Source organism: Streptomyces sp. NPDC048643, from assembly GCF_040650615.1.
GTDB lineage: Bacteria > Actinomycetota > Actinomycetes > Streptomycetales > Streptomycetaceae > Streptomyces.
In genome coordinates, this window is sequence record NZ_JBEZHO010000047.1 from 1 (window position 1) to 15,686 (window position 15,686).

The 15,686-nt window shown below is 70.9% G+C and carries 13 protein-coding genes; all 13 read right to left on the reverse strand.

Annotated elements, in window-relative coordinates:
* Positions 1-186: 186 nt before the first annotated feature.
* Positions 187-1,641, reverse strand: coding sequence for an NCS2 family permease (locus tag AB0C62_RS32870; protein WP_362979450.1), 1,455 nt, complete (start codon positions 1,639-1,641; stop codon positions 187-189).
* A gap of 229 nt (positions 1,642-1,870) precedes the next feature.
* Positions 1,871-2,665, reverse strand: coding sequence for an HAD family acid phosphatase (locus tag AB0C62_RS32875; protein ID WP_362979454.1), 795 nt, complete (start codon positions 2,663-2,665; stop codon positions 1,871-1,873).
* A gap of 158 nt (positions 2,666-2,823) precedes the next feature.
* Positions 2,824-4,152, reverse strand: a complete 1,329-nt coding sequence (locus tag AB0C62_RS32880; RefSeq protein WP_362979456.1) for a pectate lyase — start codon at positions 4,150-4,152, stop codon at positions 2,824-2,826.
* Between the two features lie 124 nt (positions 4,153-4,276).
* Positions 4,277-5,665, reverse strand: coding sequence for a sugar ABC transporter substrate-binding protein (locus AB0C62_RS32885; protein ID WP_362979458.1), 1,389 nt, complete (start codon positions 5,663-5,665; stop codon positions 4,277-4,279).
* Between the two features lie 178 nt (positions 5,666-5,843).
* Positions 5,844-7,475 (reverse strand): family 43 glycosylhydrolase, encoded by a 1,632-nt coding sequence (locus AB0C62_RS32890; RefSeq protein ID WP_362979460.1) that lies wholly within the window; start codon positions 7,473-7,475, stop codon positions 5,844-5,846.
* The gene (locus AB0C62_RS32895; RefSeq protein ID WP_362979462.1) at positions 7,475-8,317 is read right to left on the reverse strand and encodes a PmoA family protein; all 843 of its coding nucleotides are present in this window, start codon (positions 8,315-8,317) and stop codon (positions 7,475-7,477) included. Before AB0C62_RS32895 ends, AB0C62_RS32890 begins: the two co-directional genes overlap by 1 nt.
* On the reverse strand, positions 8,314-9,483 hold the full coding sequence (locus AB0C62_RS32900; protein WP_362979564.1) for a Gfo/Idh/MocA family oxidoreductase: 1,170 nt from the start codon (positions 9,481-9,483) through the stop codon (positions 8,314-8,316). The genes AB0C62_RS32895 and AB0C62_RS32900 overlap by 4 nt, the downstream gene beginning before the upstream one ends.
* 62 nt (positions 9,484-9,545) lie before the next feature.
* A complete protein-coding gene (locus AB0C62_RS32905) occupies positions 9,546-10,454 on the reverse strand; it encodes a carbohydrate ABC transporter permease (RefSeq protein ID WP_362979464.1) in 909 nt (302 codons plus the stop codon).
* The gene (locus AB0C62_RS32910; RefSeq protein WP_362979466.1) at positions 10,451-11,386 is read right to left on the reverse strand and encodes a sugar ABC transporter permease; all 936 of its coding nucleotides are present in this window, start codon (positions 11,384-11,386) and stop codon (positions 10,451-10,453) included. Before AB0C62_RS32910 ends, AB0C62_RS32905 begins: the two co-directional genes overlap by 4 nt.
* A gap of 98 nt (positions 11,387-11,484) precedes the next feature.
* Positions 11,485-13,215, reverse strand: a complete 1,731-nt coding sequence (gene araD, locus AB0C62_RS32915) for an L-arabinonate dehydratase (protein ID WP_362979468.1) — start codon at positions 13,213-13,215, stop codon at positions 11,485-11,487.
* Positions 13,203-14,111 (reverse strand): dihydrodipicolinate synthase family protein, encoded by a 909-nt coding sequence (locus AB0C62_RS32920; protein ID WP_362979470.1) that lies wholly within the window; start codon positions 14,109-14,111, stop codon positions 13,203-13,205. Before AB0C62_RS32920 ends, araD begins: the two co-directional genes overlap by 13 nt.
* Entirely contained in the window at positions 14,108-14,770 is a 663-nt protein-coding gene (locus AB0C62_RS32925; protein WP_362979472.1) for a GntR family transcriptional regulator, read from the reverse strand. The genes AB0C62_RS32920 and AB0C62_RS32925 overlap by 4 nt, the downstream gene beginning before the upstream one ends.
* Before the next feature lie 141 nt (positions 14,771-14,911).
* Positions 14,912-15,499, reverse strand: a complete 588-nt coding sequence (locus tag AB0C62_RS32930; RefSeq protein ID WP_362979474.1) for a TIGR03086 family metal-binding protein — start codon at positions 15,497-15,499, stop codon at positions 14,912-14,914.
* Between the last annotated feature and the right edge of the window lie 187 nt (positions 15,500-15,686).

Here is a 15,686-nt window from a genome sequence, read left to right on the forward strand (position 1 = left end):
ATATATTTGTTTTTTTTTTTTTACTCGTCGTCACTTACCTAACACCCCGGCCGGCCCACCACCCCCCCGCCCACCACCGCCCGCCCCCGCACCTCCTGGTGCGGGGCCGTCCTGTCGTCGGAGGGATTCACGTCCGGCGGCGGCGCGTCCGGGTCGTCCCGGCGGGCGCCGTACCACGCGGTCCGGTCACTTCACCCCGAGCAACTGCTCCAACGGGTCGATCGCGAAGTAGACGAGGAACAGCGCGGAGGCCGCCCACAGCAGCCAGTGGACCTCCTTGGCCTTGCCGAGCACCGTCTTGATCAGCACGTACGCCAGGAAGCCCGCGCCGATGCCGTTGGTGATCGAGTACGTGAACGGCATCACGGCGATGGTCAGGAACGCGGGGATGGCGATCTCGTACTTGTCCCAGTCGATGTGCTTGACCTGGGTCATCATCAGGAAGCCGACGGCGACGAGCGCGGGCGCTGCGGCCTGGAGCGGGACGATCGTGAGGATCGGCGTCAGGAACAGCGCGAGCGCGAACATGCCGCCGGTGATCAGGTTGGCGAAGCCGGTGCGCGCGCCCTCGCCGACGCCCGCCGCCGACTCGATGTACGACGTCGAGGAGGAGGCGGAGGCCGCGCCGCCGGCGACCGCGGCGGCGCCGTCGATCAGCAGCACCCGCCCGAGGTTGGGCACCTTGCCCTCCTCGTCGAGCAGACCGGCCTCGGCGCTGATGCCGACGACCGTGCCCATCGTGTCGAAGAAGTCGGACAGGATGAGGGTGAAGACCAGCAGGACGACGGTGATCGCGCTGGTCTCGCCGAACGCGCCGAACAGGCTGAAGTGGCCGAGCAGTCCGAAGTCCGGTGAGGCCACGATGTCGTCGGGCACCTTCGGGGTGGTCAGGCCCCAGCTCTTGATGTCGGCGGCGGCGTTGATGACGACGGCGACGACCGTCATGGTGACGATGCTGATCAGGATCGCGCCCTTGACCTTGCGGGCGAGCAGTCCGATGGTCAGCAGGACGCCGAGACAGAAGACGAGAATCGGCCACCCGGTCAGTGCGCCGGTGCCGCCGAGCTGGACCGGCACGGTGGTGTTCGCCGCGTCCGGGATGCGGGTGGCGAAGCCGGCGTCCACGAAACCGATGAAGGCGATGAAGAGGCCGATGCCGACGCTGATCGCCTGTTTCATCGCCTGGGGTATCGCGTGCATGACGGCCTCGCGCAGACCGGTCACCACGAGGACGCAGATGAGCAGGCCCTCCAGGACGATCAGGCCCATCGCGTCCGCCCAGCTCATCAGCGGGGCGATCTGGAAGGCGACGACCGCGTTGAGGCCGAGGCCGGCGGCGAGCGCGAGCGGGAGGTTGCCGCCGACACCCATGATGATGGTCATGACCGCGGCCACCAGGGCGGTGGCGGTGGTGAGTTGGACGGCGTCGAGGTGGTGGCCGAACTTGTCCTTGGCGCTGCCGAGGATGATCGGGTTCAGGACGAGGATGTAGGCCATCGTGAAGAACGTGGCGAACCCGCCGCGTATCTCCCGGCCGAAGGTGGAGCCCCTCGCGGATATCTTGAAGAACCCGTCGACCCCGCCTGCCGGCGTTGGTGGTGCGGCACTTGGCCGGTCGTCGACCTTCTGTGCTTCGGACATGACGATACTCCTCGGTACCTGCGTGCCTGGTGTGCGGATGCTGGCTGGATTGTTCCCTTCATCAACCACTTTCAGGTTTTCGCTGTGTTACGGAACCCGGGAAACAACCACATGTTCGTTTTCGACGTCCTCAAGGGTGTGGACCTGCCGGCCTGAGCCCCCCTCGCGGCCGGCAGCACGACGCCCCCGCCGGTGACGACCGGCGGGGGCGTTCCTGCGCGGCGGAGGATCAGCTCACGAAGTACGTGGGGTTGGGGAGCTTGTACGTCTTGTCGGCGTAGCCGCCGTCGAGGTCCGAGTACTGGTCGCCGAAGTTGCCGACGATGTCGTAGCCGAGGTCCTCGATGTGCTTGCGGGTGCCGGCCTTGTACTGCACGGTCGTGCAGTTCCAGGCGGTGGCGGTGGCGCAACCGCTCAGGTAGGCGGGCGGGTTGGCCGCGTCCTTGAGGAACATGTGGGCGGAGTCGAGGTTGACGTCGACACCGACCTTCTTCAGGTTCTCGACCGCGGAGGCGCGCTGCGACTCCTTCAGGCCCGAGTTGTAGAACACCTCGACGCCCTTGGACTCGGCGTACTCGACGAGTTCGGGACTGCCGAACACGGCGGGACGGTCCGCCTGGGCGACGTAGTCGGCCCAGGTCGTCGAGTTGTACGTGTAGTTGGTCTTCCTCTCGTAGTCGAAGGAGAGCAGCAGGGTGTCGTCGATGTCGAAGACGACCGCGGGCTTCTGACCCCGGTGGTGGGCCTTGTGGGCCGCCTTGTCGATGTCCCGCCGGGCGGCGGCGTCGACGCGCGCGAGGTCCTTGGCGTACTGGCTGGTGGGCGACGCCTGGTACACCCCGTCGCTGTCGAGCGCGGCGCCGTAGTAGGTGTCGATGTCCTTGACCAGGAGCCCGATGTTGTAGGGCTCGTGCGTCGAGTTGGCCGTCGACTGATGGGCGGTGGCGGCACCGGACCCGAACAGGGCGGCACCGGCGACGGCACAGGTGGCGGCGACGGCCGCGATACGCAGTGGCTTATGCATGACAAGTTTCTACGCGCGTCACCCCGGTGGATGCGAGGCCCGTTGCCTGATCGATACACACTCCACAGGTGACGTACGTCGCGGCGGGTGCGGGAGTCGCGTCGGCTCCCGCGCCCGCGGTGACGAACACCCCTCGGACGGAGGGGAGTTGGGTCACGTCAGTGCATCCTTCCGGCGCCCGCGCCGTGGTCGACGATGCCGGGGACGGCCCGCGGACGATCCACCTTCGTCCGCAGGACGGGCGTCCAGCCGGCGCCGGACCGGAGCGTCTCGGCGGGGATCTCCGCGTTGTGCACGGCGATCAGGTCGGTGCGTACGCCGTTGACGAAGTTGTCGGCGGCGGTCAGCGGCGCCTCCTTCCACTTCTTCAGGACGGTCCCGGTTCCGATGCCGTCCGCCAGGGTGAACGCGTTGTGCTCGGCGACGAGTTGGGACTCCATGCCGATGCCGTAGCTGTAGGCGTAGCCGGCGTCGGCCACGAAGTGGTTGTTGTAGGAGTCGACCTGCCCGAAGCGGACCCGTGGCGCGCGCTCGACGAGACCGGTGAACAGGTTGTGGTGGAAGGTGACCTTCAGGTGGCCCCGGTCCACGGCCGCGGTCGCGGCGCTGTCGCTGTTGCCGACCAGGATGGTCTTGTCGTGGTCCGCGAACACGTTCCAGGACGCGGTCACGTAGTCGGCGCCCTGAACGATGTCCAGCTCACCGTCGTGCTGTTCGTAGATCCGTCCGAAGTACGTCGGCAGCGAGCTGTCCGGGTGGGCGCCGTCGGTGAACGTGTTGTGGTCGAGCCAGACGTGCGTGGCGCCGTGGACGACGGCGCTGTCGTACTCGGAGTTCCAGTTCCCGGTGTCGCCGTCGGTCGGGTCCCACTGCGGGAAGCAGTCGAGGGGGCTCTCGAAGGCGAGGTTGCGGACGATGACGTTGTCGACGCCCTTGATCTGGAGGCTCACCCCCTTGAACCCCGCGTCGCGCCCGACACCGACGATGGTGGTGTTCGCGGGGACGTAGGCCTTGATGGCGGTGTCCTGACGGGCGGCGGAGGCGGCTCGCAGGTCCTCCTGTTCCCCGGTGACCACCTGGTCGTAGCCCCACACCGCCGGGTCGTAGTCGGCGAGGTACCGGGCGAAGTCGTAGCCGGGGGCGGCGAAGGTGTCGCAACCGTCGGCGTTGGCGTCGATCGTGCCCCTCACCTTGATGATCTTCGGCGCACCGCCGCCCGCCGCGAGCGCGGCCCTGAACTGCGCCCACGTCGTGACGGTGTGGACCTGCGCCGGCGCGGCGGCCGAGCCGCCGGTGGTGCCGGCGCCCTGGGACGCCCAGCCGTCGCGGGCGGCGAGCGCCTGCCGGGCGGGGTCGCGGGGCCGGGCCTGGGCGGTGGCGCCGGTGACGGCGCAGACGAGAGCGGTGCAGCCGATCAGCGCGGCGGTCCTCCGCAGGGCAGCCGTTCGCCATTTCTTGCCAGGTGCATGCCATGCATGGGTGTTCATGATGCGGCTCTCTCTTTCCATCGGATCGGACGGTCGGACGGGAGAGGTGAAGTGCGGGGCGTGGGGTGTGGGCGGCCGTGCCGCGGGAGGCGACCGGGGGGAACCGGCCGCCTCCGGACGGGCTCTAGTGGTTGGCCTTCCAGTCGGCCTGCGCCGTGTTCAGCTGGTCCGCCAGCGTGTCCAGGAAGTCCTTCGCGCTCATCTTGCCGAGCAGCACCTTCTGGAAGTTGGGCTCGTTGTCGGCCTTGGAGATGGTGTTCCAGTCGGGCAGGTAGTAGGGCAGCTGCACGATCTTGGTGCTGCTGCCGTTCAGTGCCTCCGCGGCCAGCCGGGTCGGCTCGGCCTGCTGGATCCACTGGTCCTTGGCGGCGTCGGTGTTCGCCGGCACCTGCCCCGCGGACTCGTTGAACTTGGAGTTCTCGGCCGCCGAGACGGCGAACTCGATGAACTTCCAGGCAGCCGCCTTGTTCTTGCCGGACTTGAAGAGGCTCAGGCCGTCGACCGGGTTGGACACCTGCACGCGCGTGCCGTCGTCCTGGGTGGGGTTCGGGACACCGCGGAACGCGCCCGCGCCCAGCGCCTTCAGGTGGTCCTGGTAGGAGCCGAGGTTGTGGCTCAGCATGCCGATGGTGCCGCTGTCCCACTGCGCGACCATCTTGGTGAAGTCGTTGTTGACGTCGGCGGAGGGCGTGACCTTCTTGTACAGGGCGACGTACTTCGCCAGGGCCGCCACGTTCTTCGGGTCGTTGACGGTGGTCTTGTCGCCGTTCCAGAACGAGGTGATCCCGGACTGTCCGTACGCGGCGTCCAGAGCGGGCGCGATGGATCCCTCACCGCCGCGGATGGTGAACCCGAACTTGTTCTTCCCCTTGTCGCTGAGCTTCCCCGCGGCGTCGTAGAACTTCGACCAGGTGGTCGGCGCGTCCAGCCCGGCCGCCTTGAACAGGTCGGTGCGGTACCAGAGCGTGCCGTTGTTGGCGGAGGTCGGCACCTGGTACAGCGTGTCTCCACCCCCCGCGGCCCGGCTCACGTCGAGGAGGTTCTCGCTCAGCCTCCCCTTCAGCGGGCTCTTCCCGAGCCGGCTGTCCAGCGGTTCCAGCGCACCCTGGACGGCGACCTCGGCGAGCATCGCGGTGCCCACACCGCCGACGTCCGGCAGCCCGCCGCCCTGGATCGCGGTGTCGTACTTGGACTGGGCGCTCGCCGCCGGGATCCCGACGTAGTCGACCTTGATGTCGGGGTACTTCTTCTCGAAGTCCGCGATGATCTGCTTCCAGATGTCCGTGCGGACACCGCCGTTGTTGTCCCAGAAGGTGATCTCGCCCTTACCGGAACCCTCGGTGCCCTTGTCCCCGGCGCTGCCGCCGCCGTCGTCACCGCAGGCGGTGGCGGTCAGCGCGAGCACCGAACCCAGCGCGACCGCCACGGCGGTGCGCCGGCCGCCGGTCCACGACCGGCCGGTCGTCGGTGTGCTGTTCCTCGGCGTGCTGTTCCTCAGGGAGCTGGTCTTCATCGGTCGGCTCTCTTCTTCCGGTTCCAACAGGGCTGTGCGGTGGACGAGTTGTTCTGGACGGTCGGCACCCGGCTGCTTCCGGAAGGGGCGTGCCCTTCCCTCCGCATCCGGCAAGCGCTTGCTACGGAAGTGCGTCATTGCGGCTCCCAACAGGCGGACGTACGACAGGAGGTGACTCTCAGCGGGTCACGGTGACCCGGAACCGGGTGAACGTGGCGGCGCCGGCGGGTCCCCCGCCGTCCGGCGCGAGCGCGAAGAGCCCGAGCAGGGCGCCGACCCAGCGCCAGGGCGTCGCGGCGAAGACCTGCCCCGAGGGCTGCCGGCCGTCGCCGACGTCGTAGGAGAAGCGGCAGCGGGCGCCGCTACCGATCTCGATCCACAGCCGGGCCCGGCCGTCCGGCGCCTCGACGGAGGAGGCGGCGTCCCGCTCGGCCGTGCGCCGCTCCATGGGCGCGGCGATCGCCCCCGCGGCGACCGGCTCGGCGAACCGGTGCACGAGCCGCACCGATCCGTCGGGCTCCCGCCGGAGCCCGATCCAGCTGTAGGCGTCGCCGAGCACCGCGAGCCCCGCGCGGGCACCCGGCTCCGCACTGTCGAGGCGCAGTCCCACCTCGACGGTGGCGGCCTCGCCGGGCAGCCGCTGGGTGAGGACGTGCGGCAGCGTGCGCAGGTCGTAGGGGTCGCGCAGGTCGCTCGGATCCTGGGGGTCGCGCGGATCACGCGGGTCGCGTGCGCGGACGCAGCCGAGCCGGAGTCCGTCGCCGGAGTGCTGGGGCGCCCAGCCGTCCTGGGGGTTGGCGGTCCACTGCCACTGGCGCCCGAAGCGGCCGCCGGGGAAGTCGTCGTCGGTGGCGGGGGCGGACGGCGGCTGGGACGGCAGCTCCGGCTTCCGGTGGACGGCGACGGGGACGCCCGCGTCACCGAGGACGGGCCAGTCGCCTTCGTCGGCACCGTCACCGTCACTGACCCAGCGCATCGGCTGGAGGTGGACCACTCTCCCGTAGGCCCCGCGCTGCTGGAAGTGCAGGAACCAGTCCTCGCCCGTCGCGGTGCGCACCCAGCCGCCCTGGTGCGGGCCGTTCACCGGGGTGTTCCCCTGCTCCAGCACCACCCTCTCCTCGTAGGGCCCGAAGAAACCGCGCGAGCGGAGGACGCCCTGCCAGCCGGTCTCCACTCCCCCGGCCGGCGCGAAGATCCAGAACCAGCCGTCGTGCCGGTAGGCCTTGGGACCTTCGAGGGTGAACCAGCCGGGGATGCGGTCGCCGTCGACGATCACCTTGCCCTCGTCGAGCAGCCCGGTGCCGTCAGGGCGCATCCGGTGGCCGGTGAGCCGGTTCTTCACGCCCGCGCGGGACTTGGCCCAGGCGTGCACGAGATACGCCTCGCCGCTCTCCTCGTCCCACAGCGGACAGGCGTCGATGAGCCCCTTTCCCTCCTTCACCAGGTGCGGCGGAGTCCAAGGGCCCCTGATCCCGGGGGCGTTGATCTGGAAGATGCCGTGGTCCGGGTCGCCCCAGAAGATCCAGAAGCGGTCGTCGTGGTGACGCAGGGAGGGCGCCCAGACCCCGCGGTCGTGCCGGGGACGGACGAACTCGGCTGCCGGTTCCAGGCGTTGGAGGGCGTGGCCGACGAGGGTCCAGTTGACCAGGTCGCGGGAGTGCAGCAGGGGCAGGCCGGGCGCCCGGCCGAAGCTGGACGCGGTGAGGTAGAAGTCGTCGCCGACGCGGAGCACGTCGGGGTCGGACCAGTCGGCGTCGAGGACGGGGTTGCGGTAGGTGCCGTCACCCAGGTCGGCGGAGGGCAGGGCCATCAGGCGCTCACCGCCTTGCGCACCAGGGCGGCGGCTCCGGTCCGGTCGAGCGTGCCGTCGGCGACGACGGTGACGATCCGGCGGACGAGCGTGTCACCGGCCGCGACCGTGAGCCGGCTCCGGTGGGCGAGGGAGGACCCGACGCCCGGGTACTGGGCGGTGCGCACGAACCACGGGTCGCGGCGGGTGACCTCGGTCGCCCCCGCGAACACGAGCGTCCACCTCGCGCCGGCGAGCGCGAGCCAGTCCGCGGGGCGCGCGTGCACGGCGTCCTCGCCCTCGGTGTCGGCGGTGAACACGCGCGGGACCTCCGGTTCCTTGCGGGCCCGCCAGAAGAAGCCGCCGTACCCCGCGCCCGGCCGTCCGTTGGTGGCCGGGCTGCCGAGCGAGAGCGCTCGCGCCGTGACGTTCGTGAGCGCGAGCGTGAAGTCCAACGCCCACGCCGAGTCGGTGAGTTCGACCACCGCGACCGTACGGCGTTCGCGCAGCAGCTCGGTGCCCGCGGCCGTCCAGCGCAGGTCCTCCACGAAGCCGCCGGGGCCGCGCTCCTGGAAGCCGGCGTGCCGCTGGACGCCGTGGTCGTCGAGCTCGGTGGGTCCCTGGTCGCGGACGTAGGTGCGCCCGCCCCAGAAGTTGTGCCCCTCGACGTCGGGGACCGCGACACCGACGCCGAGGTGGTGCGCGTGGTCGGCGGGGCTCAGCTCGGTGACGGGCGTGCCGGTCAGGGTCGTGACCGGATGGAGGTACGGGCGCGGGGAGAGCCGGGCGGGCAGTTCGGGCCGGGTGACGTAGCGGCCGACCGGGCGGCCCGCGGCGCTCAGGACGAGCTCGGTGTCGTTCATCCGGTGCTCACCTCGTTCGGGAGCGCCCAAGGGGCGCCCAGTTCGGAGTAGAGGGCGAGGGTGTCGGCCGCCGACGCGACGAGCGCGTCGATGCCGCGTACGGCGCGGCGGTTCTCGCCGGGCGGCAGGTCCCAGGCGTCCGGCGGCAGCACGACGGGCTCGGGCGCCCGCCGGACCGCTTCCACGACCTTCATGAACGCGCCGGTCGACGCGGGCGGGACCAGGAGGTCGACGCCGTCCCTGAGATGTGCGACGAGGTTCTCCAGCAGGTCGGTGCGGCCGTACACGGTCTCCTCCGGGCCGTGCCCGGACCGCTGCACCAGGACCCGGTCCTGCTTGTACCAGAAGGTGATCCGGCCCTCCGTGCCGTGCACGACGACGTACGGTTCGCCCGGGTTCTCGGCGCAGAGCGTGGCCGCGACGGTGATCGCGCGCCCGGCGGTCGTCACGCGCACGCACGAGGTGTCGTCGGACTCGATGTCGTTGGCGCGCAGCAGTTCCGTCACGATGCCGGTGACGTCCTCGGCGCGGGTCGAGCCGCCCAGGGCGAGGGCGGTGGCGACGGCGTGGGCCAGCGGGTTCGTCAGCACACCGTCGACCACGTCCACACCGTCGAGCCGCCGCCTGCCGGCCCACGGCGCGCGCCGGTAGTACGCCTCGTCCCGGGCCCAGGCCCCCGCCGCGCCGATCCCGGTCACCCGGCCGAGCGCGCCCCGGGCGATCAGCTCCCGGACGGCGGGCACGGCGTGCGAGCCGAGGGACTGGAAGCCGATCTGGCAGGCGACGCCCGCCGCGGCCACGCCGTCGGCCATCCGCCGGAACTCGGCGTAGGACGGCGCCGGCGGCTTCTCCAGGAGCAGGTGCACGCCACGGCGCGTGGCGGTCAGCGCCAGGTCGGTGTGGGTGGGGATGGGCGTGCAGATCACCGCGATGACGGCGCCGGTGGCGTCGAGCAGGGCCCCGAGGTCGGCGGACTGCTCCACGCGCTGCCCGTCGAGTTCCGCCGCGCCGAGCGGGGTCAGCTCGCACACGCCTGCGAGACGGACGAGACCCTCGCCCTGGAGCCGGCGGATGTTCTCCAGGTGCCGGCGGCCGTGACCGCGGGCACCCGCGAGGACGACGGGGAGCGGGAGTTCACCGGCCCGCCGGGGCGCCGGGCCGCCCAGGGGCGTGCGCCGCTCCGTGTCCGCGTTCACCTGCCCGGTCCGGCCGGGCCGCGCCGCGGACCTCATCCCTTCACCGCCCCCGCGCTGAACCCGGTGATCAGCCACTTCTGGATGAACGCGAAGACGACGACCACGGGGACGGCGGCGATGATGCCGCCCGCGGCGAGCGCTCCCAGGTCGACGCTGTCGGAGCTCATCAGGGTGTTGAGGCCCACCGGGATGGTCTGCTTGCTCTGGTCGCTGAGGAACATCAGGGCGAACAGGAAGTGGTTCCAGGCGTGCACGAAGGCGAACGAGCCGACGGCGATCAGCCCGGGCCGCAGCAGCGGCAGGACGACGATCCTGAAGGCGTCGAAGCGGTTGCAGCCGTCCACCCAGGCGGCCTCCTCCAGGGAGTACGGCACGTTCCGGATGAACCCGCTGATCAGGATCATCGACAGCGGCAGCTGGAAGACGGTCTCGGCGATGACCACACTGGCCAGCGAGTTGATCATCTGGAGCTTGGCGAAGATCTGGAAGAGCGGGACCAGGAGCAGGGCGCCCGGGACGAACTGGGAGCAGAGCAGCGCCAGCAGGAAGCCGCGCTTGATCCTGAAGTCGAACCGGGCGAGCGCGTAGCCGCCGGCGAGCGCGACGAGGGTCGTCATCACCAGGGTGGCGACGGCGATGAGCACGCTGTTCTGGAAGTAGGTCCCGAAGCTGCGTTCGGTCCACACCTTGTCGAAGTGGTCGAAGGTCATGGGCCAGGGCACCAGCGAGGTCGACCCGGCGGGGCGCAGCGCGAAGAGCAGGATCCAGTAGAAGGGGATCAGGGTGAAGAGCAGGTAGATACCCAGGGGGACGTAGACGTGCCACCGGGGGACCTCGTCCCAGGCACGGTGCCTGGTCCGCGTGCGGGGGCGGGGCGGCGGCTCCTCGGCGGGCGGGGCGGGTGCGGCCGGGGCGATCGTCCCGGCGTCCTTGGTGATCACTTGTCCCCGCCTCCGAACCTGCTCAGCCGCAGATAGACGATCGAGCAGAACAGCAGAATCACGAACGCGACGGTCGTCAGGGCCGACGCGTAGCCGAAGTTGTGGGCGTCGACGCTGGTGTTGGCGATGTACAGCGGCAGGGTCGTCGTCTCCCCCGCGGGTCCGCCGCCGGTCAGCGTGTAGAGCAGGTCGACGTTGTTGAACTCCCACACCGCGCGCAACAGCGTGGACAGGATGATCGCGTCCTTGAGGTGCGGCAGGGTGATGTGCAGGAACTGCCGGACCCGGCTCGCCCCGTCGACCTCGGCGGCCTCGTACAGGTCCTTGGAGACGGACTGGAGGTCGGCGAGGATCAGGATCGCGAAGAAGGGCACACCCCGCCACAGGTCGGCGACGACCGCCGCCGGGAAGACGGTGGAGGTGTCCGAGAGCCAGCTCGTGCCGTACGAGCCCATGCCCGCGTCGGCGAGGTAACGGGTGATGCCCGTCTGGGAGTTGTAGAGCAGCACCCAGATCGCCGAGGTCAGCACCCCGGAGACGGCCCACGGCGAGAAGACCAGCGCGCGTCCGACGGCCCGTCCGACGAAGGTCTGGTTGACGATCAGCGCGAGCGCCAGGCCGAACAGCAGTTGGAGCCCCACCTCGACGACGACCCACTTCGCGCTGAAGGTGAGCGTGTCCCAGAACTGCGGGTCCGCGGTGAAGGCGTGCACGAAGTTGTCGAAGCCGGCGTATCCGTTGCGCCAGGGTTTGGTGGGGTTGTAGTTCTGCAGGCTGTAGTAGAAGACGCTGATGACGGGGTAGGCGATGAAGCCCAGCATCAGCAGCGCCGCCGGGGCGATCAGCAGATACGGGAGCCTGCGCGGGGTCGCGGAGGCACGGCGCCGCCGGGGTGGCGCGGGCGGCTTCGCCACGGCTGCGGCTTGGGCCATGACAGTTTCTCCGTTCGCAGTGGGGCGGGTACAGCGGGTACAGGAAGCGCTTGCTACGACCCCATGGGTCGAGCGCTTCCACGTGCGGGTGCGGGGTCTCAGCCCGCGTACGGGTCCTGCACCGTGCCCGGCCGGGCCAGGAACGCGAAGTCGCAGCCGGTGTCGGCCTGGGTGATCTGGTCGGTGTAGAGCGCGCCGTAGCCGCGTTCGTACCGGACGGGGGGCGGCGTCCACTCCGCCCGCCTGCGCTCCAGCTCCGCGTCGTCCACGTCGAGCCGGAGTGACCGTGCCGCCACGTCGAGGGTGATCGTGTCGCCTGTCCGCACCAGGGCGAGCGGGCCGCCGACGTACGACTCGGGTGCCACGTGCAGCACGCAGGTGCCGTAACTCGTGCCGCTCATACGGGCGTCGGAGATCCGCACCATGTCCCGGACGCCCTGCTTGAGCAGGTGCTCGGGGATGGGAAGCATCCCGTACTCGGGCATGCCCGGGCCGCCCTTGGGCCCCGCGCCCCGTAGCACCAGCACGCTGTCCGCGGTGATGCCGAGCGACGGGTCGTCGATGGTCCGCTGCATGGTGCGGTAGTCGTCGAAGACGACCGCGGGACCGGTGTGCCGGAGCAGGTGCGGCTCGGCGGCGATGTGCTTGATGACGGCGCCGTCCGGGCAGAGGTTGCCGCGCAGGACGGCCACCCCTCCCTCGGCCGCGACCGGGTTCTCCCGGGTGCGGATGACGTCGTCGTCGTGCACCCGCGCGTTCGCCAGTTGCTCGCGCAGGCTGTCGTGGGACACCGTGGGCCGGTCCAGGTGCAGCAGATCGGTGATCCGCGACAGGAACCCGGGCAGCCCGCCCGCGAAGTGGAAGTCCTCCATGAGGTACGTCCGACCGCCGGGCCGGACGTTGGCGAGGACCGGCACGGTCCGGGCGATCCGGTCGAAGTCGCCCAGCGTGAGGGTGACACCGGCACGCCCGGCCATGGCGATCAGGTGGATCACGGCGTTCGTGGAACCGCCCAGGCCGAGCACCGTGGTCACGGCGTCCTCGAAGGCCCCGGCGGTGAGGATGTCACTCAACCGGCGGTCCTGGCGCACGAGTTCGACGATCCGGAGTCCGGCGGCCGCGGCCATCCGCTCGTGGCCCGAGTCGACGGCGGGGATGCTCGACGCGCCCGGCACGGTGACGCCGAGCGCCTCCGCCGCGGCCGTCAGGGTGGACGCCGTGCCCATCGTCATGCAGTGTCCCGGTGACCGCGCGAGACCGCTCTCCAGTTCGGCCATCTCGCAGTCACCGATGAGTCCGGCACGCCGGTCGTCCCAGTACTTCCACATGTCGGTGCCCGAGCCGAGGACTTCGCTGCGCCAGTGGCCCGGGAGCATCGGCCCGGCCGGCACGAAGACCGCCGGCAGGTCGACCGAGGCCGCGCCCATGAGCAGCGCGGGCGTGGACTTGTCGCAGCCGCCCATCAGCACCGCGCCGTCGACGGGGTACGACCGCAGCAACTCCTCCGTCTCCATGGCGAGGAGGTTGCGGTAGAGCATCGGTGTCGGCTTCTGAAAGGTCTCACTGAGCGTGGACACCGGGAATTCGAGCGGGAATCCCCCGGCCTGCCACACGCCCCGCTTCACGGCCTGTGCGCGCTCGCGCAGGTGGACGTGGCAGGGGTTGATGTCGGACCAGGTGTTGAGGATCGCGATCACCGGCTTGCCGAGGTGTTCCTCGGGCAGGTAGCCGAGCTGCCGGGTCCGGGCCCGGTGGCTGAACGAACGGAGCCCCTCGGTGCCGTACCACTGATGGCTGCGGAGGTCCTCGGGCCGCTTCACAGGGGCCACCCGGCGGCTATGGCGGCGACCTCGGAGCGCTCGCTCCCGGCCAGCGGCCGGCTCGGCGGGCGCACGTCGCGGCGGCACAGACCGAGTGAGGCCAGGGCCTCCTTGACCACGGTCACGTTGTTCGCGGAGGCGTTCGCCCCGCGCAGCTCCTCGAAGCGGCGGATCTGCTCCCAGACCTTCATCGCGGCCGGGTAGTCGCCGGACCGGAGCGCTTCGATCATGTTCAGGGAGAGGGTCGGGGCGACGTTCACGAGGCCCGAGGTGAAGCCGGTGGCCCCGGCCGAGAAGTACGAGGGCGCGTACGGTTCGGCGAGTCCGGCCACCCACACGAACCGTTCCAGTCCGGCGTCCCGCGCGAAGGCGGCGAAGCGGGCGGCGTCGGGGACGGCGTACTTGACTCCGACGACGTTCGGGCAGGCGTCCGCGAGTTCGGCGAGCCGCTCGCCCGGGAGCAGCGGGTTGCGGATGTACGGCACGACGCCGAGGTCGGGCACGGACTCGGCGACGGCCCGGTGGTAGTCGACCCAGCCGCCGTCGGAGACGTAGGGATGGACGGGCTGATGGACCATCACCATCCCCGCTCCGAGGTCGGCCGCATGCCGTGCGGAGGCGACGGCGGTCGGCACGTCGTGGCCGACACCGGCCAGCACGACCGCTCGGTCACCGGCCTCCTCGACCGTCAACTCCAGGACGAGCCGCCGCTCCTCGGGCGTCAGGGCGTAGAACTCGCCGGTGTTGCCGTTGGGGGTCAGGGTGCGGACTCCGCCGTCGACCAGCCGGCGCAGCAGGGTCCGGTGGGCGTCGCGGTCGATCGTGCCGTCCTCGGCGAACGGCGTCACCGGGATCGCCACGACCTGGGCGAGGGCGGCCCGCTGGGTCTCGAACGTCGCTGTCATTCCTGTCCGTCCTCCGCCCGGCCCTGAGGGAAGGCCCTTTGCACGAACGACGCGATGTGGGCGTGCAGCGCTCCGGCCGCTCCGTCGGCGTCGCCGTCGAGCGCGAGCCGCAGGATCTCCCGGTGTTCGCTCGCCTCCCGTTCCCAGGACGGGTCGGCCGCCCAGGCGACCGCGGAGACGAGGGCCGCCTGGTCGCGGACCTCGTCGAGCATCCGGCCGAGCAGCGGATTGCCGCAGGGCGCGTACAGGGCGCGGTGGAACTCCCGGTTGGCGAGGGAGCGTTCGGCGGTGTCGCCGGCGCCGTCGGCGCCGGCGAGCGCGTCCCGGGCGGCGTCGAGGCCGGCACCGAGGAGCACTGAGCGGCGCAGCGCCTCGGGTTCGAGGAGCAGCCGCACGTCGTACACCTCGCGCGCCATGTCCGCGTCCACCATGCGCACCGTGACGCCCTTGTACTGGTTCATCACGACGAGCCCGGTGCCGGCCAGGGTCTTGAGCGCTTCGCGCACGGGTGTCTTCGAGACACCGAACTGTGCGGCGAGGTCGGTCTCGACCAGGGCGGCTCCCGGGGGCAACTGCCCGGTGAGGATGCGGTGTTTGATCCCGTCCAGCACGACCTGGGTGCGGGACGGGATCGGGGTGGGCGTGGGCACAGCCGTCATGCGCGCCTCTCGTATCTCACATATCGCGTCTCATATATGACGTACGAAGTACGACGCGTTGAAAGTAGGAGAGGCACCTGTCCCCGTCAACACTTCTGACAGGAAAACCGTTGGGGATCCGGACGGGACTGCGGACACGCCCTACGGAGTCCAGCCGGGGTCGCGGCCGCTGAGGCCGATCACGCGGTCGAGGAGGGGCGCGTCGTCGGGCACCGGGACGACGGGGCCGAAGATGCCTCCGCCGCCCGTCGGGTCCTCCGCCACGGCGGCGAGGAAGCTGTGCGCGGCCTGCAGCGCGGCCTCGTCGGGGGCGTACTCCTGGCCGGTGGCGCGGGCGAGGTCCCAGCCGTGCACGGCCAGTTCGTCGGCGACCACGGTACCCGCCACCGGCCCCGGCAGGGTCACTCCGCCCGCCCGGGTCGTCCCGGTCCACGCCGCCGGGTCCCGCCAGGCGTCGGCGAGTTCGTCGAGCGCCTTCGGCAGGGCCTCCCGCCAGTCGGGCCCGATGTCGGGCAACGCGGAGTCGGGGGCGGTGTCGGTCGAGGCTCCCAGGTCCTTCCGCGCGGCGTCGCGGAAGGCGACGGCCAGGCCCGTCAGGTGTCCCAGGAGGTGGTGCACCGCGTACTCCGGGCACGGGGTGGCGCCGTCGAGGTGCGCGTCCGTGACGCCCTCCGCGAGACGCGCCACGATCAGGGCCTGCGGCCCGAGGTCGAAGGTCTGGACGGTCATCCGCTGCTCCTTGGCGTGTACGAACCCGGGGGCTCCGGGAACGTGGGTCCACTCCTGATGTGGACCCCGTCCGCGCGCGGAACTCATCGGTTCCCCGGCGACGGCCCCCGCCCGGGCCGCCGGGGAGTCGGCCGGACGGCCCAACGCCGTCGGCCCGCTGCGCCGTATGCAGCAGCGGCGCGGGCGG